This is a genomic window from Usitatibacter rugosus (genome assembly GCF_013003965.1).
Taxonomy (GTDB): domain Bacteria; phylum Pseudomonadota; class Gammaproteobacteria; order Burkholderiales; family Usitatibacteraceae; genus Usitatibacter; species Usitatibacter rugosus.
The window spans coordinates 532,176-553,415 of the sequence record NZ_CP053069.1 but is presented as its reverse complement, the minus strand read 5'-3'; the positions used below and the strand labels follow the sequence as shown (position 1 = coordinate 553,415).

Below are 21,240 nucleotides of genomic sequence, written 5' to 3'. Positions count from 1 at the left end.
GTCAGTCCGCCTTGATCTTCGCGTCGGTGATCACCTTCGACCAGTACGCGAGGTCGGTCTTCACCACGGCATCCAGCTCCGTGGGGGTGAGGTAGCGCATCGTCATCCCCGTGGCGCGCGTCTTCTCGGCGACCTCGGGGTTGGCGAGCGCCGCTTTCGCGGCGGCAGTCAGCTTCGCGATTGCATCGGGCGGCGTGCCCGCGGGCGCGAACAACGCCACCCACGCCTCGAGCTCGAAGGCGGGGAAGCCCTGCTCCGCCGCGGTGGGCACGTCGGGCAACAACGGATGACGTGTCTTCGCGGCGACCGCGAGCGCGCGCATCCGCCCGGCCAGCACGAACTGGAGCAGCGACGGCGGCGTAGCGACAGTGACCTGCACATTGCCCGCGATGACGTCCTGCATCGCCGGGCCCGAGCCCTTGTAGGGGACGTGCGTGAAATCGGTGCCCGTCTGCTGCTTGAAGAGCTCCATGCCGACGTGCGGCACCGAGCCGCTGCCGGGCGTGGCGTAGTTCAACTTCCCGGGGCTCGCCTTCGCGAGCGCCACCAGCTCCTTCAGGTTGTTCGCGGGCACCGACGGATGCACCGCGAGCACATGCGGCGAGACGACGAGCATCGCGACCGAGGAGAAGTCCTTCACGGGATCCCATGGCAGCTCCTTGAACATCGACGGGTTGCCGACGTGGAACATCGAGTAGCCGACGAGCAGCGTGTAACCGTCGGGCTTTGCCTTCGCAACGATCGCGGCGCCGATATTGCCGCTCGCTCCCGGCTTGTTGTCCACGACGATCGGCTGGCCGAGCGCTTTCGACATCTCGGGCGCGATCATGCGAGCGACGGTGTCGAGAATTCCGCCGGGCGCCACCGGAACGACGAGCGTGATCGGCTTGTTGGGGAAGGCCTGGCCAAATGCGGCGGTGGCAGCGAACAGCGCGGCACCGAGCACGAGACGGATGGTTGTTGTCATCGGGAGCGTCTCCGGTTCATTTCGGGTCCATCGTGGTGAGCGGCTCGCCCGCATTGACGATGAAGACCGCGAGCATCTTCGCCGGCCGCGTCTTGCTCGCGTTCTCGCTCACCACGTGGTGGGCGCCCGGCTCCTCGAAGAAATCCTCGCCCTCTTCGTACACCCTGGCGGGACCGTCATCGACCTTGCTGCGGATCGAGCCCGACAATACATAGGCATAGATGAAGGCGGAAGGCGCATGGCGGTGCGAAGGGGTCTTCCCGCCCGGTGGGTATTCGACGACCACGGTGACGATCTTCTTGCCCGGGATGTTGGGCAGGTCGCGCTGGAACTGGATGCCGCGGGGCTTCGGCTCGTCGGCATGGGCAGGGATCAGTACGGCGCAAAGCAAGGCGATGGCAAGGGCTCGGACGATCATGGCGCACTCCTCTCGGGTCTCTGCCGGATTCTAACCGCGGGATTAGAATGGCCCCATGAACGCACCCGACCGCGCCTTCCCCTTCGACGAAGCCATCGCCACCGCCGCCGAGAAGATCGAGGCCAAGGTGATCGCGTGGCGACGTGACCTCCACCAGAACCCGGAGCTCGGCAACCGCGAGTTCCGCACCTCCAAGCTGCTGGCCGCGCACCTCAGGTCGCTGCCCGGCATCGAGGTGCAGGAGAAGATCGCGCACACCGGCGTGATCGGCGTCCTCAAGGGTGGCCAGCCTGGACCCGTGGTCGCGCTTCGCGCCGACATCGACGCCCTGCCCGTGAAGGAGCTGGTCGATGTGCCCTTCAAGAGCCAGGTAACGACGGAGTGGAACGGCGCGCAGTGCGGCGTGATGCACGCGTGCGGCCACGACGCGCACACCTCCATCCTGATGGGCGTGGCGGAGATCCTTTCCGGCATGCGGGACAAGATTCCCGGCACCGTGAAGTTCATCTTCCAGCCCGCGGAGGAAGGCGCTCCCGATGAAGAAGAAGGCGGTGCGCAACTGATGATCAAGGAAGCCGCGCTCAAGAATCCGGACGTGCAGGCGATCTTCGGGCTTCACGTCACGTCGAACCACCACACGGGCCAGGTCGGCTACCGCGTGGGGCCGATGATGGCCTCGTCGGACAAGTTCAAGGTCTTCGTGAAGGGCGTGCAGACGCACGGGGCGCAGCCGTGGCGCGGCGTCGATCCCATCGTCACCAGCGCGCAGATCGTGATGGGGCTGCAGCAGATCGTCTCGCGCAAGATGGATATCGCGAAGGAGCCGTCGGTCGTGACCGTGGGCAGCATCCACGGCGGCAACCGCGACAACATCATCCCCGACGACGTGAGCATGGAAGGCACCATCCGCACGTTCGACGAGCAGCAGCGCGACAGCATCCACGAGCACGTGAAGCGCATCAGCGAGATGATCGCGGCCGCGGGCGGCGCCAAGGCTTCGGTATCGATCAAGCGCGGCTACGACGTGACGGTGAATCATCCCGCGTTGACCGAATGGGCGATCCCGACGCTGGGCCGCATCGCGGGTGAAAAGAACGTGGGCGTCGTGGACAAGGTGTGTGGCGCCGAGGACTTCTCGTTCTTCCAGAAGGAAGTGCCCGGCCTCTTCTATCGCCTGGGCTGCACGCCGGCCACCACGGCGATCAACGATTCCGCGCCCGGCCACAGCCCGCGCTTCTACCTCGACGAGAACTGCCTGAAGCTCGGCGTGAAGCTGCAGTGCGCCCTCACGCTGGACTGGCTCAGCGCCAATCAATAAAAGGGTCAGACCCTTTTATTGGAAGACATCGATGAGTGTGTCCGACAACTGGAAGCAGGGAGACCTCTACGAACGCTACGTCGGGCGGTGGAGCCGGCAGGTCGCTCCGCGCTTCGTCTCGTGGCTGGGCGTTCCCGCGGCACGCCGGTGGCTCGACGTGGGCTGTGGCACCGGGGCGCTCTGCGCGGCGATCGCGGACCACGGGTCGCCCGCGAGCGTGACAGGGGTCGAGCCCTCCGAAGGATTCCTCAAGTCGGCCGCGGAGAACCTCGCGGGCCGCGCCACTTTCCTGCAGGGCAACGCCGCATCGATCCCCCTCGGTGACGCTTCGGTGGACGTCGTGGTATCCGCGCTCGTGCTCAACTTCGTGCCCGATGCGCGCGCGGCGCTGGCCGAGATGAAGCGCGTGATCACGCCGGACGGCACCATCGCGGCGTACATCTGGGACTACACCGGCCGCATGGACCTCATGCGCTACTTCTGGGATGCGGCCGTGGAGATCAACCCGGAAGCGGCCTCGGCGAACGAGAGCGTGCGCTTCCAGCTCGTCACCGCGCCGGGACTCGCGAGCGCCTTCACGGCGGCGGGATTCAAGAACGTCGAGACGGGCGCCATCGACATCCCGACGCCCTTCGCGAGCTTCGACGAGTACTGGCAGCCGTTCCTCGGCGGCCAGGGACCGGCACCCGCGTATGCGATGTCGCTCGACGAGGCCACCCGCGCCAAGCTGCGCGATCGGCTGCGCGCCAAGCTGCCCACCGCTGCCGACGGATCGATCGCCCTGCTGGCTCGCGCGCTCACGGTGCGCGGAACGGCGTGAGCCCGGCTCGCGCTCGACGCGGCCTTCTTCTTTTCGCGTCGCTGTTCGCGCTGGCCCTCGGCGCGGCGGCAGAGCTGCGCGTGAAGGTCGTCGAGACGAGCCCGCCCATGCCGGCCGTCGTCGGCATCGATGAGCCGGTGTTCCTTCGTATCGAGTATTCCGGCGCGGTGGATATCCGGCTCTGGACGACGCCCTACTCCGGAGGCCAGCCCCTCGCGCGCGTGAAGACCAACGTCTCGCGGGCCTACGACGGCTCCGGCACCACGTTCGGCTGGTTCTCGCTCAACGGCGAAGGGCGCGTCGAAGAGGTGCGCATTCGCGCCGGCGGCGGGAAGCCCTACAAGGAATTCGAGGTCGCGCGCTTTCCGGTCGATGTGCGCGGGAGTGGCCTGCCCGGTCCCGAGGCGCCGCCGCGTGCGCAATGGGTGACGGACCTCATCCTCGAGAACGAGGCCATCGTGAAGAAGGAGCGCACCGAATCGCGATCGGGGAGCTCCGCCTCCTCGGCGCTGCTCTTGTCGGGCTTCGGATTGGCGGTGATGGGATTCGTCGTCTTGATCGTGCTCGGGCCGTTGTTTGCGATCTGGAAGTGGCACGGCCCGTGGCGCTGGCTCGCTGCGCTACCGCTGGTTGTCATGGCGGTTGTCGTAGGGAGGATCGTCATCGATACGTCGCGCGATCCCACTTCCCACAATCTCTGGCCGTTCGAGATCCTGATGTTCGGGGGTGGCGGACTCGCCTTCTTCGCCACGCTCGTGATGCTTCGGCGAGTCCTGGGCCGACGGTCATAGTTCGGTCGCGCTATTGGAGCGCCAGGGAGATTCCTTCGGCGGGCTTGTTGTCGGCGACGTTCTTGAGGATGCCCTTCAGATTCGTCGCCGCGCCGTCCAGGGCAGTCTTCGCGGCCGCATCTGCCGGCTTCGCCTTCAACACCTTCAGCGCCGCGTCGAGATCCTTGAGAGGCTGCACGGAATCCGCCACGGCCTTGGACACCAGCTGGTAGTAGGCCAGCGCATTCTTGGCCGCGGTAGCCGTAGCACCCGCCTCGTCGACGCGCGGCTTGTACGCCGACGGATCGCCCTCGGTGTTGAGTCGCGAGCGCACGCCCTCGAGGGTCTCCCGCGCCTGCTTGAGCGCCTCGACGCCCGCCTTGCCGTTGCCGAACAGATCCGCTTTCAGCTTCGATTTCGCGTCGCCAGGCTTGACTCCATCGACGAGCAGCTTCAGGGGCTTGATGACATTGCCATCGAGATCCGCCTTGGTCGTCGCGTCGGCATGGGCTGTCACGCTCTTCGCCGCTTCCGTCAACGCGGTCTGCGCATCATTCCAGGTGCCGCTCGGAAGATCGAACAGCTTCGCGCCGGTCGCTTGCGTCGACCAAGGGCGTAGGAGCTCGAGCTTTCCGATCAACGCGGGGACCTCGCCCAGGAGATCGAGGTACTTGTCGCGAATGGCCGGATTCTCCACCTCGAAAAGGTCTTCGAGCCGGATCGAAAGGTTGTCGAAGCTCACCGCTATAACGTATGTCTTCGGCTTCGCGTTGCGGATATCGCCATCGGGAGTATCGCTACCGCTGATCCGACCGAAGAGGTACGGATCCGACACCATGCCGTCGATGTCCTTTTTCGGGAAGAAGAGGACCTTCGGCTGTTCCGTCCTCGAATTCGGGCCCACCTTGATGAGGTCGGGCATCGCGTCGCGCACCAGGTTCTTCTGGTAGCCCGGCCAGCGATCCGGCCAGGCCCTTTTCGTTTCGGGGATTACCAGCCCGGTGAAGAGACCGAGGTTCTTCGTCGTCTGGATGCCCGGAGAAGTAATCGCGGCGATGCCGGTTGCGAGCGCACCCACGAGCTCGAGCGCCCGGAAGGTCCGGGGCCGCACCTGGTCAACCTCCTGGTCCTGGAGGATCGAATAGATCTCCTGGAGGCTGTGGGGAACGAGCGTGAGTGGCATGGCGAACGGCGGCTCACCGGAGCCCGGCTCCGGTTCGACGCGGGCCGTTCCCGTGACCCGAATCCCTCCGCTGCTGACAAGCTTCGCCGTGGCTCCGGGGTTGCGAATGGAGATCCGCACGGCGAAGTAGTTCTTGGCGATGAGCGGCCCGTAGAGGCTGTCGATTTCCTCTTCGGTAAGCGGAAATGCGCTATGGGGACCGATCCGATCCTTCTGGTAGACCTGGCGGTAGTCACCAATCTCGAACAAGGTGAAGGCGCGCTTGGAGTAGGCAACCTTCCGCGGTTTCTTTTCATCCGGAGGGTATCGCTCGCTGAAGCTCACCGAGATCGTCAGCATGTCGCCCGTCTTGAGTCGATCGAGATACGGCTCCAGCAGAATGACATTGGCCGTGTCCGGCCGATCGGGCGTGGGTTCGGTGACATAGAAGTCCGAGTTTTTTTCTTTTTCGCTGCGCTCGGTGCGACTGCCATATCGCGAGACGGGCACCGTGCCCGAGATCTGGATTCCCATCACGACGCAACGCGGATCGAGGGCAAAGCCATCGATGGGAATACGCACCGCGCGTTCGCCAGCGCTCGTCGGGCGAGAATCGCTCCTCGCCTCGAACACCAGCTCCGGCTGGAAGCCGATGGTGTGGATCTGCGGGCGCGTATTCCCGCAGAACTTGTATCGGTCGTTCAGCGCCGCTTGATAGGGGCCCAACAGACGCTCGAGTCGCTCCGCCGACAGGAGGGACATGAACTGCGCCTGCCAGACTCGAGCATCGACCTGGGCTTTCTGGTCCTCTCCCGTACGGTTGGATCCCGCACCCAGCTTGCCGGGTGCGCAATCGAAATCCGATTTTGTCTTCTTGATTTCCTCGCAGCTGGACTGGAAGGCGGCTGCCCCCGCCTTCATGATCACATCCTCGAAGAGGAAGGGATCTGCCTTGAGGTTCTCGCGGGCCTGGCTTGCGAGATGTGGCGTGGCCTGAACGACGGGCACGGCATCGGCTGCATTTGCCGTGGACAGCGAAAGGCAGAGCAATAGCGCCAGCGTCGAGCTTCTTTTCATTTTTGACCTCCCAGGTGCGCGACGCCGTCAATCCTAGGCCGGCCATCTCTGCACGCGGTGTGAATTTTCCCGTTCGTGCCCGCCGGAATTGCCGTATTCCCTGGAACATCCCGGCGCAAAGATGGCGCGCTAACAAGAACAATTAGAAAGGGAAGCCGATGGCAAACCGCAAACCCGCGAATCGCAATGTCGTCCAGGTGGCCTGGTCGGGCCCGGCCAAGGCGCCGCGCCACATGGCGTCGCAGCCCCAGCAGCCGACGCATCGCGCGCTGCGCGGCTATGCGTTCGACCCGAGCCTCGCCACCAGCCTCGATACCGCCGTGGTCAGCGAGATCACCTACCGCGTGCCGTGGGAGAAGCTCGAACGCGGACCGATCGGCGAGTACGTCGAGGTCGTCGACTACGATCCCGCAAGCCAATGCTTCTATGCACCGGTGGACCTCGATCATCCTTTCGTCCTGGCTGAAGACGGCTACGGCCCCTCCGAGGGGAATCCCCAGTTCCACCAGCAGATGGTCTACGCGGTGGCAATGACGACAATCGATCACTTTGAACGCGCACTTGGCCGCAAGGCCTTCTGGGCGGACCGCTTCGAGAAAGGAACGCATCTCAGCGATGACGAGCAGTTCGTCCGCCGGCTACGCATCTACCCGCACGCGATGCGCATGGCCAATGCGTACTACAGCCGCGGCAAGTTCTCGATCCTGTGCGGCTACTTCCCGGCGACCGAGGACCGCAGCACGGGGCAGTTTCCGCGAGGCATGGTGTTCACGTGCCTTTCGCACGACATCGTTGCGCACGAAACGACGCACGCGCTGCTGGACGGATTCCATGAGTATTTCCTGGAAGCGACGAACCCGGACGTGCTCGCCTTCCACGAGGCCTTCGCAGACCTCGTCGCGCTCTTCCAGCACTTCACCTTCCCCGAGATCATCGCGCATCAGATCGCCAAGACGCGCGGAAACCTCGAAAGCGACAACCTCCTCGCCCAGCTTGCAGCGCAGTTCGGGCTCGCGCGCGGAACGCACGGGGCGCTGCGCGATGCCATCGGCCGCTTCGATGCCGACAAGAAATGGGTACGGCATGTCCCCGACCCCACGGAGCTCGACGATACGCTGGAGGTCCACGAGCGCGGCGCCATCCTGGTCGCGGCGATCTTCGATGCTTTCCTGGCGATCTACAAAGGCCGCACGCGCGACCTTGTGCGACTCGCTTCTGGAGGCACAGGCGTACTGCAACAGGGTGACCTCCACCCCGATCTCGTGAACCGACTCGCCGACGAAGCCGCCATGGCCGCCAGCCACGTCCTCAACATGTGTATCCGTGCGCTCGACTACTGTCCGCCCGTGGACCTCACGTTCGGCGAGTACCTCCGCGCCCTCGTCACTGCGGACATGGATCTCTACCCCGAAGACCAGCGTGGCTATCGCGTGGCATTCATCGAGGCGTTCCGCCGGCGTGGCATCTACCCCGAGGACATCCGCACACTCTCCGAGGACAGTTTGCGCTGGGCGCGACCCGGGGAGGATCCGGAGCGGGAGCCTGGGGAGGTCGAGGGAATGCTCGCGCGCTTCATCAACGACATCAAGCTGCGTACTCACGTGGACAAGCTGCGTTACCTCAAGACGCGCAAGGAGATCTGGAAAGAAACGCGGCAGATCCGGATCGACCTTCACAATTTCATCCAGAACGCCGTGGTCAAGGCCGAGTTGCTGCAACGCCTCACAGGATTGGCGCTGGCGGAATACCAGGCGCCCGAAGGCGTGAGGGTCCGCCGCAATGGCATGCCGGTCTTTTCAGTGCGGAGCCTCCGCGAAGCGCGGCGCGCGCGCGAGGACGGCCGCGCCCTGAACCAGGTCTTCGTGACCATCCTGCAGACCGAGACGATGGAGCACGAAGGCCAGAGCCACACGATCCGGTGCGGGAGCACGCTCGTCATCGACCTCGACGAATCGAAGGTGACCTACGTGATCGGCAAGGGCCTGCACGACAAGGCGCGGCTCCTTCGCAACATCAAGTTCAAGGAGGCGATGGAGAACAGTCCGCTCGCAGTCACGTACTACGGAGAAGGCAAGGAACCGTTTGCCGCCCTCCACAACATCTCCGCGTAAGGACGACCATGGCCACCCAGCGGAAGCCCACCTCGAAGAAGCGCATCACCACCAAGAAGAAGCTGGCAGCACCGGCGGGCTCGCTGGGTCCGATCAAGGCACCCGGCACGCCTCAAAGCTACCGTGCACGCGTGCGCATGTACCGGCACGGGCTGGGCGACTGCTTCCTGCTCACGTTCCCGCGCCCGGGCAGGGTGCCCTTCCAGATGCTGATCGACTGCGGGGCGCTCGCACGCGACGCGAAGGCGATGACCGCCGTGGTCGAGCACATCCGCGACACTGCGAAGGACGGCCAGGACCGCGCACGCCTCGACGTCGTGGTCGGCACACACGAGCACAAGGATCACCTCTCGGGCTTCAACCAGGCGCGGAAGGTCTTCAACGACGACATCGACTTCGGCGCCGTGTGGATGAGCTGGGCGGAGAACCTCTCCCAAGCCGACGCCCGGAAACTGAAGGAGGCGAAGAAGGTCGCCAAGGCGAAGCTCGAGATGGCCCTCTCCAGCTCCTTCGCCGGAGCCGCACCTCTTGCCGGCGTGTCGGAGCTGCTTGGCTTCACGAACGACGACGACTCCATCGAGGGGAAGAAGGTCGCCGACGCCGTGGCGTACCTCAAGCTACGCGGCAAGGAGGCGCAGGACCTGCGCTTCCTCGAACCGGGTAGTGAGCCGTTCGTCGAGAAGGAGCTGCCCGGATTCCGGTTCTACGTGCTCGGGCCGCCGCGCGACCCGCGCTTCCTCAAGACCAGTGCGATCACGCAGCAGATGAAGAAGGACGACGTGATCTACCACCTCTCGCGCATGGGCACGGCCGGCCTCGACTCGCTGGGCGCCGCGGTCGCGCCGGGAGGGGAAGGAGACGAGCTCTGCCATCCCTTTGCCGCCGAGCATCGCATCGCGCGGCCGGTGGCCGGCCAGTCCAGGACGTACTTCGCGGAGATCCAGCCGTTCGTCGACGCGACCTACGACAAGCCCAGCGAAGCATGGCGCCGAATCGACGAGGACTGGCTGAGCGCCTTCGGGCAGCTCGCCCTGGACCTCGACAACGACACCAACAACACGAGTCTCGTGCTCGCCATCGAATGCATCCAGACGCGTGACATCCTGCTCTTCCCGGCCGATGCCCAAGTAGGCAACTGGCAATCGTGGGCGACCGTCAATTTCCAGGTTCCGAATCGCACGACGCCCTGCCCGGCCCACGAGCTGCTCGGCCGGACGGTCTTCTACAAGGTCGGGCACCACTGCAGCCACAACGCGACGCTGAAGGCTGGCGGCCTCGAGCTCATGACGAAGGACAACCTCGTCGCCTTCATCCCCCTGGACAAAGCGACTGCCAGCAAGCAAGGCAAGACGGGCTGGGACATGCCCGCCACGCCGCTCTTCAACGCATTGCGGGCGAAGACGAAAGAGCGCGTCGTCATCTCTGACGTGAACGAGCAACCGAGCGCCGAGGCCCTGCAGGCCGGGGTGATCGCGACCCCGGGATACATCGACTACTTCCTGCGCTGAGCGCCGAGGAGATACACCCATGCCCGACCCACTCGACACCGGCCTCGCCCTCTCCGGCGGCGGCTACCGCGCGATGCTCTTCAGCCTGGGCAGCCTCTGGCGCCTGAACGAGCTCGGCTGGCTGCGAAAGATCGACGTCATCACGAGCGTCTCGGGCGGGTCCATCCTGAACGGCGTGCTTGCGACGCGCTGGAAGGACCTTCAGTGGTCGAGCAGCGGCGTGGCGACGAACTTCGCACCTGTGATCGCCAAGCCCGTGCGTGAGATGGCGAGCACGACCCTCGACGTCTTTGCCGGTATCGAGGGGTTCCTCTCGGTCTTCAGCACGATCTCCGACAAGGTGACCGAGAAATACGACGAGAGTCTTTTCCACGGCGCGAAGCTCGCGTCGATCCCCGAGTTCGAGAAGGGGAAGACACCGCGCTTCATCTTCTACGCGACGAGCCTGCAGACCGGATCGTCGGTGCGCATGGAGAGGAAGCGGATCGCGGACTACAAGATCGGCGAGATCCAGAATCCGTACATCCCTGTCGCGCGCGTGGTCGCGGCATCGAGTGCGTTTCCGCCGGTGCTCTCACCCGTGGAGCTGGAGTTCAAGCCTTCGGACTGGACGGTGTTCCCGAACGCGAAGCTCGGCAGCCGAGACGACCTCAAGGAGTGCCTCATGCTCACGGACGGCGGCGTCTACGACAACATGGGGCTGGAGGCGATCTGGAAGCGCTGCTCGACGGTGCTGGTCTCCGATGCCGGTGCGCCACTCGATGCCGAAGCCGAACCGCATACGGACTGGACGCGCCAGGCGATCCGCGTCCTCGACATCGTGAGTGACCAGACTCGAGCGCTTCGCAAGCGGTGGCTCATGCAGGAGTTCAAGCAGACGCAGGAGGAAGGTCTCGAGAACCCGACGAGGCCCGCGACGAAGAAGGGGACCTACTGGGGCATTACGACGCGGATCGACAACTACCAGGCCGGCTCGCCGATGACACATGACTCTGCCGCCTCAGGAGCGCTGCAGCACATCCGCACGCGACTGAACGAGTTCTCGGCGAAGGAGCAGGGTCAGCTCATCAACTGGGGCTATGCGCTCACCGATGCGGGGATGCGCAAATACGTGCAAGCGGGCGTGGCGCCTCCGGGCACGTGGCCCGACCCCGGCTTCCCGCTCTAGGCGCGGACGAGGCGGATGCGCGTGATCTCCGAAGGAATGCCGAATCGATTCGGCGGCCCCCAGTAGCCCGTGCCCCGATTGATGTACACCCACATCTTGCCGAGCTTGTGCAGGCCCGCGGTGAACGGCTGCTGCAGGCGCACGAAGAGATTCCAAGGCCAGAACTGACCCCCATGCGTGTGGCCCGACAGTTGCAGATCGGCACCGGCTTGCGCGGCATTGGCAGCCGAGCGCGGTTGGTGGGCGAGCAGCACCTTCGGCGCGCCTTCCGGTGCGCCGTCCAACGCGGCGACGGCATCGCTCTTCTGCGTGGCATCGAAGTGATGCGCGGAGTAGTCGGTGACGCCGGCCACGGTGACCTGGGCACCGTCATGCTCCAGAACCACGTGCTCGTTCATCAGCACCTGCGCGCCGAGCCTTCGCAGCTCCGCGACCCAAGCGCGCGCTCCAGAGTAGTACTCGTGATTGCCGGTGACGACGTACGTGCCGTGGCGCGATGCGAGGCGGCCGAGCGGGGCGGTGTCTTTCGCGAGCTCGCCGACGCTGCCGTCCACGAGATCCCCGGTGATCGCCACCATGTCGGCCTTGAGGCCGTTCACGCGGTCGACGATCGCATCGACGTAGGGTTTCTTGATCGTCGGCCCGACGTGGATGTCGCTGATCTGCGCGATGGTGAAGCCCTCGAGCGCCGCGGGGAGGTTGGCGATCGGCACCTTCACGTCCGTCACGCGGGCTGTCCGACGCGCCATGGCATAGCCGATCAGCGTGACCACCGGAACGAGTGCCGCGACGAGGATGGCCGAGGGCTGCACCCACGCGTCGTGCAGGCGGGCGTTGGCGATGGCGAGGCCGATCAGCGCGAAGTCGCGCACAAAGGTGAGCACCAGCAACGACGAAAAGACGCCCGTCATCACCCAGGGCAGGAAGATCCGCCACGGGCTGTCGCCGCGGAAGCGAAAGCCCCGGGGCAGGAACCAGAGGACGGCCGCCAGGACAGCCCAGCCGGCGATCTGCACGGGAAGCGGGAAAGGGGCCAGGAGGCGCAGGCCGATATAGACGTGCAGGAACGCGAGGACGACGGTCATCATCCGGGGGACATGGGGGCGTACCGGCGTGAATAAAGGGGTCAGACCACTTTATTCAATTTCCCGGCTCCGGGTAGCGCCGAAAGACGTCGTTGTTCCTCGCCTTGACGTAGGTTCACCTCGAACTCCATGGAGACTCGCATGACCCTGGTGAAGCTCGCAACGCTCGCGATCGCCACACTGTTCGCGCCACTCTGCGGAGCGGGTGAGCTGGTCATCGACGTTTCGTCCCCCGACGTCACCATCACCGTGCCGAACGTTCCCGCGATGAAGATGGAGCGTCATCCCATGAGCGCGACGCAGCCTCACGCGAGGTTGCTGGGATCCGAAGGGTCGTACACCGTATCCGTCCTGATGCCGACCGCCGACGCCGGAATGAGCGCGCTCGAATGCGCCAGCTCGACCATAGGAGCGCTTTCGAAAAGACCCGGCGTGCCACCGCAGGCGCAGATCTACAAGGCCCGCATCAACGCTCAGACCTTCATCGCCATCTACGCGGCACCCGCGAGTGGAGCCGTTCTCCTGCATGCGCATCTTGTGTCGGCGGCGGCTGGAACCCACTGCGTCGAAGTGCACGTGTCGAAGGTGTCCATGTCGCAGGACGACCTCAAGCCCTGGTTCAAGGACTGGGACAAGGCCAACATCAGCGCAAAATGAACCAGGTCACTCACCCTCACAGGAGCCTCGAATGAGCGCAAAGACTGCCGGTATCGTGGTTTCCCTGCTACTCGTGGTCACGGGCTGCTCGACGACGTCTTCGTCCACCGCCCTTGCGCCTGGAGGGCCCGTGTGGGAAGGGCCGATCCTGGTGACGCAGTCCGCAATTCCCGCTGGCATCGAATACAAAGTGCTCGGGTCCGTACAAGCCGACGCGCGAGCTGGCTACGATAGCGCAGTGAGCTTGTATCCCCTGTTGGCTGCCGAGGCCAAGAAGATCGGTGCAAACGCAGTTGTAAATGCAAAAGGGGGGCGGCGGGTGACCGCCTTCTCGTGGTCTGCCGCATACGTCAGCGGGATCGCGGTCAAAGTCGATGACCAGCGGCTTCTCAAATCGCTACCAGGCTCATATCACTGAGGCCCCGCTACGGGTTCGAGCGCGCGACCGGCGCGTCGGCGCAATTTCCGGCACGGAGGTAGCATTGCGACGAACCGTCCTCCAGAGGCGGCTTTCCAATTCTCCAGGGAGCTTTTCATGACCACTACCAAACTCGCAGTGCTTGCAGTCGCAGCCGCCTTCGCCGTCCCCGCCTACGCCCAGATGAGCATCCCGGGCGTCACCAAGACCAAGGAAGTCGAGAAGCTCTCCAAGAGCGACATCTCCAAGGAAATGGTGTTCAAGAAAGGCGACATCGACAAGTGCAAGGACGAGGCCAAGAAGAAGGAGCCGAAGGTGAGCGGCAACATGGCAGCGCGATTCAAGGTGAACACCGACGGCACCACGACCGATATCACGATCGTGGATACCAAGCTCCAGAGCTCGGCCTTCGGCACGTGCCTGTCCAACAAGATCAAGGGGTGGACGTTCACGAAGGCGAAGCAGAAGAGCGACAGCTACGACCTTGTCACCACATTCTAGGTTTCGCGGGTAGGACAATGTCCAACGACTTCTGGAAGGACAAGTGGCTCAACGACCAGTTCAACCAACGCAACCCAGGACAAGCGAACCATCCTGATGCACAGCGCGAGTCGCCTCCGCCAGGTCGCATAAGCACGGAAGTTGAAGCCCTGAAACAGTTCTTCGCCGCAATCAACCGCAACGACATGCAGACGATAACCAAGGACCTCGACCCGCAGATCGTGCGCGTCGAGCCCGAGGGCTTCCCAACGGCCGGCACCTATCGGGGTATCGCGGAAGTCCAAGAGCACGTCACGAAAGGACGCGGGACCTGGGCCGAAGGAACCTGCGAGCCCGAGAAATTCCTGGCGAACGGAGACAAACTTGTCGTGTACCTCCACGTCCGGGTTCGCTTGAAGGACTCGACTGACTGGGTAGACGGACGATTCGCCGATGGCTTCGTGTTTCGCAACGGAAAGATCACGCAATACCTCACCTTTGGCGAACGCGCGGAGGCCCTCAGGTGGGCCGGCATTGAAGATCAACAGGTGACGTGATGCCGGGACATCGAATCTTCACCATGCCCTTCGCGACCGTGTACCCCCTTTACGTCCAGAAGGCCGAGCGCAAGGGCCGCACGAAGGAAGAAGTCGACCGCGTCATCTGTTGGCTCACGGGCTATAGCCAGTCCGCCCTGCAAGGTCAGATCAAGAAGAAGGTCGACTTCGAGACCTTCTTTGCCCAGGCGCCGGCGATGAATCCGAACAGCTCGCTCATCAAGGGCCTGATCTGCGGCATTCGCGTGGAGGACATCGAGGATCCGCTGATGCAACGAATTCGACAGATGGACAAGCTCGTGGATGAGCTCGCCAAGGGCAAATCCATGGAGAAGGTCCTTCGATGAGTTCGCAGAGAGTGTTGCTCAACTGCGCGTACGCCCTGGGATTGCTCTCGATGGCCACCGGTCTCTGGGCCGCGGATGGAATCCAGCTCCTCTCGAAGAAGTGGGAGTCGGGATACACCGCGAAGACCGTGCAGCAGGAGCTGGACGAATACGTCCTTCCCGGCGAAACGGTCCACAACTGGAGCGAGCTGGTCACGCGCCAACTCTTCGTGGATCCGGCGGCCCGCGTTCCGCTCGATCGCCTCGTCCAGGCGGTGCGGCGCGGCTTCGGCCCCGACTGCAAGGACTTCACCTGGAAGATCGTGCGGCAGACCGAGGTCGCGGTGCTCTATGCGTGGGCCCATGGAGGTTGTGCCAAGGATCCACCCCAAGCCGAGTACTCGCTGATGCAGCGCGCGCCGCGCGGAATCTGCCGGTGGGCCTATGCCACGAAGAAGCCCCCGATCACCGAAGCCTCCGGGCGCGTGCTGGGCGAGGAGCTTGCGAAGCAATCCTGCAATTGATGGGTGTGCACAGCCGCTAGCCGCTGAACAAGAGGAGGTCGTCGTGAACCGAGCAACCTTGCTTGCCCTGACCGTCGTGAATCTGGTCCTGCTCCTCGTCACCATCTCCTTTCAGCTTCGACCAGCGTTCGCACAAGGCGACGCGTCCGTGTTGCGAGCACGCGGCCTAGAGATCGTCGACGCCGAAGGCCGCGTCCGCGCGAGCATCAAGGTCCTGCCCGCGTCCAAGTCACCGAACGGTGACGAGCAAGCCGAGACCGTCCTGTTGCGACTCATCACCGAGCGCGGGCGTCCCTCGGTCAAGATCGCCGCGTCGGAACCGTCTTCGGGCCTCAGTTTCGCGGGGCCGACGGGCACGAAGGACACGTACGTGATCCTGGAATCCAAGGGCACAGCGAGCTCCCTGAAGCTGAGGAGCGAGAACGGCCGCGAGCAGGTCGTCACGCCCTAGCCCATGCCCAAGATCGACCTCGCCGACATTACGGTACGAAAGGGCTCGGGCTACCCGGCCCCATTCGATGCACCTTGCGCAAATCGCACTCGCCGCCGCCTGGGCGACGCCGGCGGCCTTCGCGATTTCGGCGTGAATCTGATGACTCTTCCGCCCGGTGGGTGGTCGAGCCAACGTCACTGGCACAGCCATGAAGACGAATTCGTCTATGTGCTCGAAGGCGAGCTCACGCTCGTCGAGGACAACGGCGAGACGCTGCTTCGCGCCGGCGATTGCGCGGCCTTTCCAAAGGGCACGGGCAACGGTCATCATTTGAAGAACAACTCTTCCGCGGTGGCCCTCTACCTGGAAGTGGGCTCGCGGAATCCGGACGACCTCACCACCTGTTCGGACATCGACTTGATGAGCTCCAATTCCGACGGCCGGTTCGTGCACAAGGATGGCAGTCCCTACCCCTAGGCGCTACGGAGCAAAATAGTCATGAACAGAAAGGACTGAACGATGAACACCCTGCCAAACGATCCCGCCGACCCGCTGCGTGCCCGCGAAAAAGAGGCCGTGCACAATGTGCGCGCGCTGGTGGACGAGCTCGAGCGGGACGAAAGCCGGCGTCGCAAGCGGGTCTGGTACCTCCTGGCCGCGCTGATTCCCTTCGCGTTCGTGGTGGGCATCGTCCTGGTGAGGACGAAGGAGGACCCCGCCCGGCTCGCCGCGGACCAGACGAGAGCGTGCGAGCTCGCCTGGTGGGCCGCGAACTCCGGCAAGTTCGAAAGGGAGATGCGGGAAGCCAATCCCGGAATGCCGAATAATGAGATCGGCAAGAAGCTGGAGAAAGAACGTCCATCCCTGATGGCCACCGCAAAGACCGAGTGCAACTCGACGGCGAAGAAATGACCATGGAAAACTATCCGAAGGACATCTACACCGAGCCCGAGCCGGACCCGAACACGCTCGCGAACCTGGGACCGCTCACCAAGATGGCGGGCATCTGGGCCGGTTCGCGCGGCCTCGACGTGAACCCGAAGGAAGACGGCCCCGAGAAGCAGGCGTACATCGAGCACATGGAGCTGCAGCCGATCGACGCGCAGACCAACGGGCCGCAACTCTTCTACGGGCTGCGCTATCACACGCGCATCGTGAAGCCGAACGACGTCGAGACGTTCCACGACCAGGTGGGCTACTGGCTCTGGGAGCCGGCGACGGGCACCGTGACCCAGACGCTTTCGATCCCGCGTGCGCAGGTCGCGATGGCCGTCGGTCATGCGGCCGCGGATGCGAAGACGTTTCGTCTCGAGGCAGTGCGCGGGTCCACGACGAACGGCATCGTGTCGAATCCGTTTCTCGAATATGCATTCCGAACGGACAGCTACACCGTCACGGTCACGATCAACCCGGATGGAACGTGGTCCTACGAGCTGGACACGATATTGATCATCCCGGGGCAGGCGGAACCCTTCCACCACACCGACCGCAACACGCTGCGCAAGGTCGGCGAGCCAACGCTCAATCCCATGGCGGAGGCGGCTGCGAGAGAGGCGATGGTCGCGAAGACCACGGCCTGATGGCCTATTGCCCGAACTGCGCTCGCGAGATCGCGCCGGACGCGTTCAAGTGTCCTGGCTGCGGTGCGGACTTCAAGGAACGGGACCAATGGCGGCCCGTGCTCATGAAGCCCGAGACCGCCAAGCCGCTGAACATTGCCGGCGGGCTGATGATGATCGGCGTGTACCTCCTCGTCCTGGGTCTCGGCGCGATCTATGGAGTCGCGGCCTACAAGACTTTCGCGGACGTGTTTTCGATTCGCGAGGCGAGCGCCAGCGGATTGATGCTCGTATCGTTCCTGGTCGGCGTCCCGTTGGCCATCGGAGTGCTCGTGGGGTTCATCGCCAGGCGCCGCACGAATGCAGGCGTGGCCGGAACGGGAGCGCTGTCCACCCTTTCCATCGCCCTCTTCGTATTCACGGCGGGTGCCGTCCTGCGCGAAGGTTCCATCTGCATCGTCATGGCCGCGCCGCTCTTCTTCGTAGCGGGGATCATCGGCGCGATCGTCGGCTCTTTCATCTCCCCGCCCAAGCGCCGCGGCTCGAAGCTGGTTCCGGCAGTTCTCCTGATACCCCTGGTAGGTGGTCCGCTGGAGGCCCAATTTCCGAGCCCCACCGAGCACCAGGTGATCACGCGCAGCGTCCACATCGCCGCGCAGCCCGAGAGCGTGTGGCAGCACATCAACTACCCGCTCGACATCCAGCCGAGCGAGCTCTCGGAAGGATTCGCTTACCGGATCGGCGTTCCCTATCCGATCGAGGCACGCACGATCGAAGGACGCGTCGGTGGCACCCGCACTCTCAAGTGGGAGCGCGGCGTGACGTTCGAGGAGACGATCACGGCGTGGGAGCCGAAGCGGCGCGTGGCCTGGGTGTACAAGTTCGGGCCGGACTCATTTCCGCCCGGCTCGCTCGACGACCACATCGTCATCGGCGGGAAGTACTTCGATCTCGAGGAGACTTCTTACACGCTGACGCCGGAGGCCGGCGGTACACGCCTCACCATCAAGGTCGGCACGCGCATCACGACGAATTTCAACTGGTACGCGGGCCTCTGGGCCGACTATCTCGTCAGTGACACCGCGGAGGCTATCCTGAAGTTCTACAAGACCCGCTCCGAGAAACCGGCAAGAGGATGAGCTCCACCGACACCACTCCCAGGGAAGCGAGCGCCATCGTCGAGCGATACCGCAGCATCGGTCTCGTGGGCGGGCTGTTCGTGGGAGGCCTTGCCGCCGCCATGATCGGCGGGCCGCATTTCAGCGATTGGTCGATGACGCGATCGCTCGTCACCTTGCTGGGATCGGTCGGGCTCGGCGGGCTCATCGGCTATATCGCAGCCGAGATCGCCATCGGGTCGCAGGCATCGGGTCCGGGAATCGGAGATGGAGATCACTCCGGCGATCACGCGCAGGATGGAAGCGCGAGCGGTGGTGACGGAGGCGGTGGCGGCGACAGTGGTGGCGGCGCCGGCGGCGATCCGTAGCGCCGAATCCGTCGCGCAGATGCCGGGTTTCGTCGCAATCCCCTTTTCCGGGGCGGGACGCAGTACTAGGGTGTGGCCATCTTCACAGCGAGGATCCTGGACATGACCTTCAAATCCCTCATCGCCGCATTTGCCATCGCTTCGGTGGTGGCCTTCGCAGCCATCGCCGAATCGACCACGGTACCCGGCTGGTTCATGGCGGGCAGCAAACCGGACAGCTACCAGATGGGCGTGGACCCTTCCGGCGGTCCGAACCGCGAGCCCGCCGCTTATCTTCGGGCGAAGGGCACCTCGACCGAGGGCTTCGGCACGATGATGCAGCAGTTCGCCGCGGATGACTTCCGCGGCAAGCGCGTACGCCTCTCCGCGGACGTTCGTGCCGAGAGCTTGCGTAAATGGGCCGGCCTCTGGATGCGCGTGGATGGAGAGCCGGGCCGCACGCTCGCCTTCGACAACATGGGCAAGCGCCCGATCATGGGCACCACGGGCTGGACGCGCCACGAGATCGTGCTGGACGTCGCGCCCGAGGCGAAGCTGATCGCGCTGGGCGTCCTGATGACCGATGCAGGCGCGCTGTGGCTCGGCAACGTGAAGTTCGAGGTCGTGGGGGACGCCGTTCCCGTCACGGCGAAGACCCCCTCCACCGACTCGCTTCCGAAGACGCCCCGCAACCTTGGCTTCGGCGAATCCTGATTCGGCGCCGTTCGGATCGCCCGCGGCGTGGATCGCCGCGGCGATCGTCGCGGGCTGCGCCTTCGCTTACGCGGGATGGAGTGCGTGGCTGGGCCGTTTTCTCCAGCTCGCCCTGGCGTGCGCCATCGCGCATGCCGGCCTAGTCCTGGCAACTGCATACCTCTCGCGTCGCGATATCCGCTTCCAGGTCGCGCTGGCGCTCGTGGCGTCCGCACTCGGCGCGGCCATCGCGACGGCCGCATTACGCTGGAGCAACGCCGCGATGAAGTTTCCGAATGCCGACCTCGCGTTCGATCTCGGCCTGGCCGCACTGCTCGCGGCGACGCTCCTCGTGACAGCGATCCTGCAACGCGACGCTCTCTCGCGTGCAACGCAGGAACGGCAACTCGCGGAGTTGCGCCTGAGTGCGCTCCAGGCGCAGGTCGAGCCCCACTTCCTCTACAACACGCTCGCAAACGTGCAGCAGCTCGTACGCAGCGACGCGGCGGCCGCTGACCGCATGCTGGAGAGCCTGATCCGCTACCTGAAGACCAGCATCCCCGACGTCCGCTCGGGCCGCTCGACGCTGGGACAGGAACTCTCCCGCACCGAGGCGTACCTTTCGATCATGAGCATCCGCATGGGCGAGCGCCTGCGGTACGAGATCGCCGTGCCGACCGCGCTGAACGACGTGTCCGTCCCGCCGCTTAGCGTGATGACGCTGGTCGAGAATGCCGTGAAGCACGGCCTCGAGCGTCGCGCCGCGGGCGGCCGCGTGGTGATCGCAGGGGAAAGCCGCGGCGGCCAGCTCGTGCTGCGCGTCACCGACGATGGCCTCGGGTTCGGCGCGGAGATGGGCACCGGCACAGGGCTCACGAACCTCCGTGAGAGGCTCGCGAGCTTGCATGGCGACCGGGCGCACGTAGAGCTTTCACACGCGGAACCCGCCGGCGTCGAGGCGCAACTGGTGGTGCCCCTTGGCTGAGGCACCGCGAGCACTGGTCGTAGAGGACGAACCCCTGCTTCGTCAGGCTCTCCGGGATCATCTTGCCGAACTGTGGCCGGAGCTGCACGTCGAGGAGGCACCGGACGGGCTGGAAGCCGCACGCGCGATTGCAGAGCACATGCCGGACGTTCTCTTCCTAGACATTCAGGTCCCCGGATTGAATGGCCTCGAAATCGCACGGCTAGTGTCCGGGCGCGCGCACGTCGTCTTCGTGACGGCCTTCCAGGAACACGCGATCGCCGCGTTCGAGCAGGGCGCGGTGGATTTCGTCGTGAAGCCGATCGAAGGCGGCCGCCTGGCCGTCACGGTCGCGCGACTTCGGCAGCGGATGACGAGCGTTCCGGCGGACCTAGAATCGCTCCTGCGCGACCTCGCGAATTCGAGCGGCAAGGGCCACATCCGTTGGGTGCAGGCCACGGTGGGAAACCGGATCCGCATCGTCCCCGTCGAGGAAGTTCACTACTTCCAGGCGGACGCGAAATACACGAAGGTCGTCACCGACCGCGGCGAGGTGCACATCCGGCGCTCGATCAAGGAGCTCGTGGACGGGCTCGATTCCGAGGCGTTCTGGCAAGTGCATCGCGGGACCATCGTCAATGCGTCGCGCATCGATTCGATCCAGCGCGACGGTGACCGCATGGACCTTCGCCTCGTCGGCCGGCCGGAAAAGCTGGCGGTGAGCCAGCCCTTCCAGCCGCGTTTTCGTAGCCGCTGAGCT

The 21,240-nt window shown here is 64.6% G+C and carries 25 protein-coding genes; 21 read left to right on the top strand and 4 right to left on the bottom strand.

The window, feature by feature from the left end; all coding sequences use genetic code 11:
* Window position 1: 1 nt before the first annotated feature.
* Window positions 2-967 (bottom strand): Bug family tripartite tricarboxylate transporter substrate binding protein, encoded by a 966-nt coding sequence (locus DSM104443_RS02915; RefSeq protein ID WP_171089283.1) that lies wholly within the window; start codon window positions 965-967, stop codon window positions 2-4.
* A 16-nt stretch (window positions 968-983) separates the two neighbouring features.
* Window positions 984-1,385: a cupin domain-containing protein gene (locus DSM104443_RS02910; RefSeq protein ID WP_171089281.1), complete on the bottom strand. Its 402-nt coding sequence runs from the start codon at window positions 1,383-1,385 to the stop codon at window positions 984-986.
* A gap of 55 nt (window positions 1,386-1,440) precedes the next feature.
* Between DSM104443_RS02910 and DSM104443_RS02905 the strand changes: the two genes are divergently transcribed.
* Genes DSM104443_RS02905 through DSM104443_RS02895 form a run of 3 tightly spaced genes read left to right on the top strand, consistent with a single transcriptional unit; the run spans window position 1,441 to window position 4,314 of the window.
* Entirely contained in the window at window positions 1,441-2,703 is a 1,263-nt protein-coding gene (locus DSM104443_RS02905; protein ID WP_171089279.1) for an amidohydrolase, read from the top strand.
* Between the two features lie 31 nt (window positions 2,704-2,734).
* Window positions 2,735-3,523, top strand: a complete 789-nt coding sequence (locus tag DSM104443_RS02900) for a class I SAM-dependent methyltransferase (RefSeq protein ID WP_171089277.1) — start codon at window positions 2,735-2,737, stop codon at window positions 3,521-3,523.
* Window positions 3,520-4,314 (top strand): hypothetical protein, encoded by a 795-nt coding sequence (locus DSM104443_RS02895; RefSeq protein WP_171089275.1) that lies wholly within the window; start codon window positions 3,520-3,522, stop codon window positions 4,312-4,314. Before DSM104443_RS02900 ends, DSM104443_RS02895 begins: the two co-directional genes overlap by 4 nt.
* Window positions 4,315-4,324: 10 nt before the next feature.
* Here the strand turns inward: DSM104443_RS02895 and DSM104443_RS02890 are convergent, their stop codons facing one another.
* Window positions 4,325-6,532 (bottom strand): hypothetical protein, encoded by a 2,208-nt coding sequence (locus tag DSM104443_RS02890; protein WP_171089273.1) that lies wholly within the window; start codon window positions 6,530-6,532, stop codon window positions 4,325-4,327.
* Window positions 6,533-6,690: 158 nt separating this feature from the next.
* On the opposite strand from DSM104443_RS02890, the gene DSM104443_RS02885 reads away from it, so the two are divergent.
* Genes DSM104443_RS02885 through DSM104443_RS02875 form a run of 3 tightly spaced genes read left to right on the top strand, consistent with a single transcriptional unit; the run spans window position 6,691 to window position 11,319 of the window.
* On the top strand, window positions 6,691-8,643 hold the full coding sequence (locus DSM104443_RS02885; protein ID WP_171089271.1) for a gluzincin family metallopeptidase: 1,953 nt from the start codon (window positions 6,691-6,693) through the stop codon (window positions 8,641-8,643).
* A gap of 8 nt (window positions 8,644-8,651) precedes the next feature.
* Window positions 8,652-10,151 (top strand): ComEC/Rec2 family competence protein, encoded by a 1,500-nt coding sequence (locus tag DSM104443_RS02880; RefSeq protein ID WP_171089269.1) that lies wholly within the window; start codon window positions 8,652-8,654, stop codon window positions 10,149-10,151.
* Window positions 10,152-10,170: 19 nt separating this feature from the next.
* A complete protein-coding gene (locus DSM104443_RS02875) occupies window positions 10,171-11,319 on the top strand; it encodes a patatin-like phospholipase family protein (protein ID WP_171089267.1) in 1,149 nt (382 codons plus the stop codon).
* Here DSM104443_RS02875 and DSM104443_RS02870 read toward each other — a convergent pair.
* Window positions 11,316-12,407, bottom strand: a complete 1,092-nt coding sequence (locus DSM104443_RS02870) for a metallophosphoesterase (RefSeq protein ID WP_171089265.1) — start codon at window positions 12,405-12,407, stop codon at window positions 11,316-11,318. The genes DSM104443_RS02875 and DSM104443_RS02870 overlap by 4 nt on opposite strands.
* 138 nt (window positions 12,408-12,545) lie before the next feature.
* Here DSM104443_RS02870 and DSM104443_RS02865 point away from each other — a divergent pair, with 138 nt between their 5' ends.
* From DSM104443_RS02865 to DSM104443_RS02795, 15 genes are all read left to right on the top strand, one after another.
* Entirely contained in the window at window positions 12,546-13,061 is a 516-nt protein-coding gene (locus DSM104443_RS02865; protein ID WP_171089263.1) for a hypothetical protein, read from the top strand.
* 31 nt (window positions 13,062-13,092) lie between these two features.
* Window positions 13,093-13,479: a hypothetical protein gene (locus DSM104443_RS02860; protein ID WP_171089261.1), complete on the top strand. Its 387-nt coding sequence runs from the start codon at window positions 13,093-13,095 to the stop codon at window positions 13,477-13,479.
* Between the two features lie 117 nt (window positions 13,480-13,596).
* Window positions 13,597-13,980, top strand: coding sequence for an AgmX/PglI C-terminal domain-containing protein (locus tag DSM104443_RS02855; protein WP_171089259.1), 384 nt, complete (start codon window positions 13,597-13,599; stop codon window positions 13,978-13,980).
* Between the two features lie 17 nt (window positions 13,981-13,997).
* A complete protein-coding gene (locus DSM104443_RS02850) occupies window positions 13,998-14,516 on the top strand; it encodes a nuclear transport factor 2 family protein (protein ID WP_171089257.1) in 519 nt (172 codons plus the stop codon).
* Between the two features lie 23 nt (window positions 14,517-14,539).
* The gene (locus DSM104443_RS02845) at window positions 14,540-14,863 is read left to right on the top strand and encodes a DUF2200 domain-containing protein (protein ID WP_246232472.1); all 324 of its coding nucleotides are present in this window, start codon (window positions 14,540-14,542) and stop codon (window positions 14,861-14,863) included.
* Window positions 14,860-15,366 carry a hypothetical protein gene (locus DSM104443_RS02840; protein WP_171089253.1) on the top strand — a complete coding sequence of 169 codons (507 nt, stop codon included), beginning with the start codon at window positions 14,860-14,862 and terminating at the stop codon, window positions 15,364-15,366. The genes DSM104443_RS02845 and DSM104443_RS02840 overlap by 4 nt, the downstream gene beginning before the upstream one ends.
* Before the next feature lie 43 nt (window positions 15,367-15,409).
* Complete coding sequence (locus DSM104443_RS02835; protein WP_171089251.1) at window positions 15,410-15,817, top strand: hypothetical protein; 408 nt, start codon at window positions 15,410-15,412, stop codon at window positions 15,815-15,817.
* 3 nt (window positions 15,818-15,820) lie between these two features.
* Window positions 15,821-16,276, top strand: a complete 456-nt coding sequence (locus DSM104443_RS02830; RefSeq protein ID WP_171089250.1) for a cupin domain-containing protein — start codon at window positions 15,821-15,823, stop codon at window positions 16,274-16,276.
* Window positions 16,277-16,318: 42 nt separating this feature from the next.
* Window positions 16,319-16,711: a hypothetical protein gene (locus DSM104443_RS02825; RefSeq protein ID WP_171089248.1), complete on the top strand. Its 393-nt coding sequence runs from the start codon at window positions 16,319-16,321 to the stop codon at window positions 16,709-16,711.
* Between the two features lie 2 nt (window positions 16,712-16,713).
* Window positions 16,714-17,379: an FABP family protein gene (locus DSM104443_RS02820; protein ID WP_171089246.1), complete on the top strand. Its 666-nt coding sequence runs from the start codon at window positions 16,714-16,716 to the stop codon at window positions 17,377-17,379.
* Complete coding sequence (locus DSM104443_RS02815; RefSeq protein WP_171089244.1) at window positions 17,379-18,497, top strand: SRPBCC family protein; 1,119 nt, start codon at window positions 17,379-17,381, stop codon at window positions 18,495-18,497. The genes DSM104443_RS02820 and DSM104443_RS02815 overlap by 1 nt, the downstream gene beginning before the upstream one ends.
* Complete coding sequence (locus DSM104443_RS02810; protein ID WP_171088668.1) at window positions 18,494-18,844, top strand: hypothetical protein; 351 nt, start codon at window positions 18,494-18,496, stop codon at window positions 18,842-18,844. Before DSM104443_RS02815 ends, DSM104443_RS02810 begins: the two co-directional genes overlap by 4 nt.
* A gap of 102 nt (window positions 18,845-18,946) precedes the next feature.
* Window positions 18,947-19,537 (top strand): hypothetical protein, encoded by a 591-nt coding sequence (locus DSM104443_RS02805; RefSeq protein WP_171089242.1) that lies wholly within the window; start codon window positions 18,947-18,949, stop codon window positions 19,535-19,537.
* Window positions 19,518-20,501, top strand: a complete 984-nt coding sequence (locus tag DSM104443_RS02800; RefSeq protein WP_171089240.1) for a sensor histidine kinase — start codon at window positions 19,518-19,520, stop codon at window positions 20,499-20,501. The genes DSM104443_RS02805 and DSM104443_RS02800 overlap by 20 nt, the downstream gene beginning before the upstream one ends.
* Window positions 20,494-21,237, top strand: coding sequence for a LytR/AlgR family response regulator transcription factor (locus DSM104443_RS02795; protein WP_171089238.1), 744 nt, complete (start codon window positions 20,494-20,496; stop codon window positions 21,235-21,237). Before DSM104443_RS02800 ends, DSM104443_RS02795 begins: the two co-directional genes overlap by 8 nt.
* Window positions 21,238-21,240 lie beyond the last annotated feature (3 nt).

Excerpts from the sequence above, each read along its gene's own strand:
- DSM104443_RS02915 (WP_171089283.1), bottom strand. The coding sequence starts at position 967 with ATGACAACAACCATCCGTCTCGTGCTCGGTGCCGCGCTGTTCGCTGCC.
- DSM104443_RS02910 (WP_171089281.1), bottom strand. The coding sequence starts at position 1,385 with ATGATCGTCCGAGCCCTTGCCATCGCCTTGCTTTGCGCCGTACTGATC.
- DSM104443_RS02905 (WP_171089279.1), top strand. The coding sequence starts at position 1,441 with ATGAACGCACCCGACCGCGCCTTCCCCTTCGACGAAGCCATCGCCACC.
- DSM104443_RS02900 (WP_171089277.1), top strand. The coding sequence starts at position 2,735 with ATGAGTGTGTCCGACAACTGGAAGCAGGGAGACCTCTACGAACGCTAC.
- DSM104443_RS02890 (WP_171089273.1), bottom strand. The coding sequence starts at position 6,532 with ATGAAAAGAAGCTCGACGCTGGCGCTATTGCTCTGCCTTTCGCTGTCC.
- DSM104443_RS02885 (WP_171089271.1), top strand. The coding sequence starts at position 6,691 with ATGGCAAACCGCAAACCCGCGAATCGCAATGTCGTCCAGGTGGCCTGG.
- DSM104443_RS02880 (WP_171089269.1), top strand. The coding sequence starts at position 8,652 with ATGGCCACCCAGCGGAAGCCCACCTCGAAGAAGCGCATCACCACCAAG.
- DSM104443_RS02875 (WP_171089267.1), top strand. The coding sequence starts at position 10,171 with ATGCCCGACCCACTCGACACCGGCCTCGCCCTCTCCGGCGGCGGCTAC.
- DSM104443_RS02870 (WP_171089265.1), bottom strand. The coding sequence starts at position 12,407 with ATGATGACCGTCGTCCTCGCGTTCCTGCACGTCTATATCGGCCTGCGC.
- DSM104443_RS02865 (WP_171089263.1), top strand. The coding sequence starts at position 12,546 with ATGACCCTGGTGAAGCTCGCAACGCTCGCGATCGCCACACTGTTCGCG.
- DSM104443_RS02860 (WP_171089261.1), top strand. The coding sequence starts at position 13,093 with ATGAGCGCAAAGACTGCCGGTATCGTGGTTTCCCTGCTACTCGTGGTC.
- DSM104443_RS02855 (WP_171089259.1), top strand. The coding sequence starts at position 13,597 with ATGACCACTACCAAACTCGCAGTGCTTGCAGTCGCAGCCGCCTTCGCC.
- DSM104443_RS02850 (WP_171089257.1), top strand. The coding sequence starts at position 13,998 with ATGTCCAACGACTTCTGGAAGGACAAGTGGCTCAACGACCAGTTCAAC.
- DSM104443_RS02845 (WP_246232472.1), top strand. The coding sequence starts at position 14,540 with ATGCCCTTCGCGACCGTGTACCCCCTTTACGTCCAGAAGGCCGAGCGC.
- DSM104443_RS02840 (WP_171089253.1), top strand. The coding sequence starts at position 14,860 with ATGAGTTCGCAGAGAGTGTTGCTCAACTGCGCGTACGCCCTGGGATTG.
- DSM104443_RS02830 (WP_171089250.1), top strand. The coding sequence starts at position 15,821 with ATGCCCAAGATCGACCTCGCCGACATTACGGTACGAAAGGGCTCGGGC.
- DSM104443_RS02825 (WP_171089248.1), top strand. The coding sequence starts at position 16,319 with ATGAACACCCTGCCAAACGATCCCGCCGACCCGCTGCGTGCCCGCGAA.
- DSM104443_RS02820 (WP_171089246.1), top strand. The coding sequence starts at position 16,714 with ATGGAAAACTATCCGAAGGACATCTACACCGAGCCCGAGCCGGACCCG.
- DSM104443_RS02815 (WP_171089244.1), top strand. The coding sequence starts at position 17,379 with ATGGCCTATTGCCCGAACTGCGCTCGCGAGATCGCGCCGGACGCGTTC.
- DSM104443_RS02810 (WP_171088668.1), top strand. The coding sequence starts at position 18,494 with ATGAGCTCCACCGACACCACTCCCAGGGAAGCGAGCGCCATCGTCGAG.
- DSM104443_RS02805 (WP_171089242.1), top strand. The coding sequence starts at position 18,947 with ATGACCTTCAAATCCCTCATCGCCGCATTTGCCATCGCTTCGGTGGTG.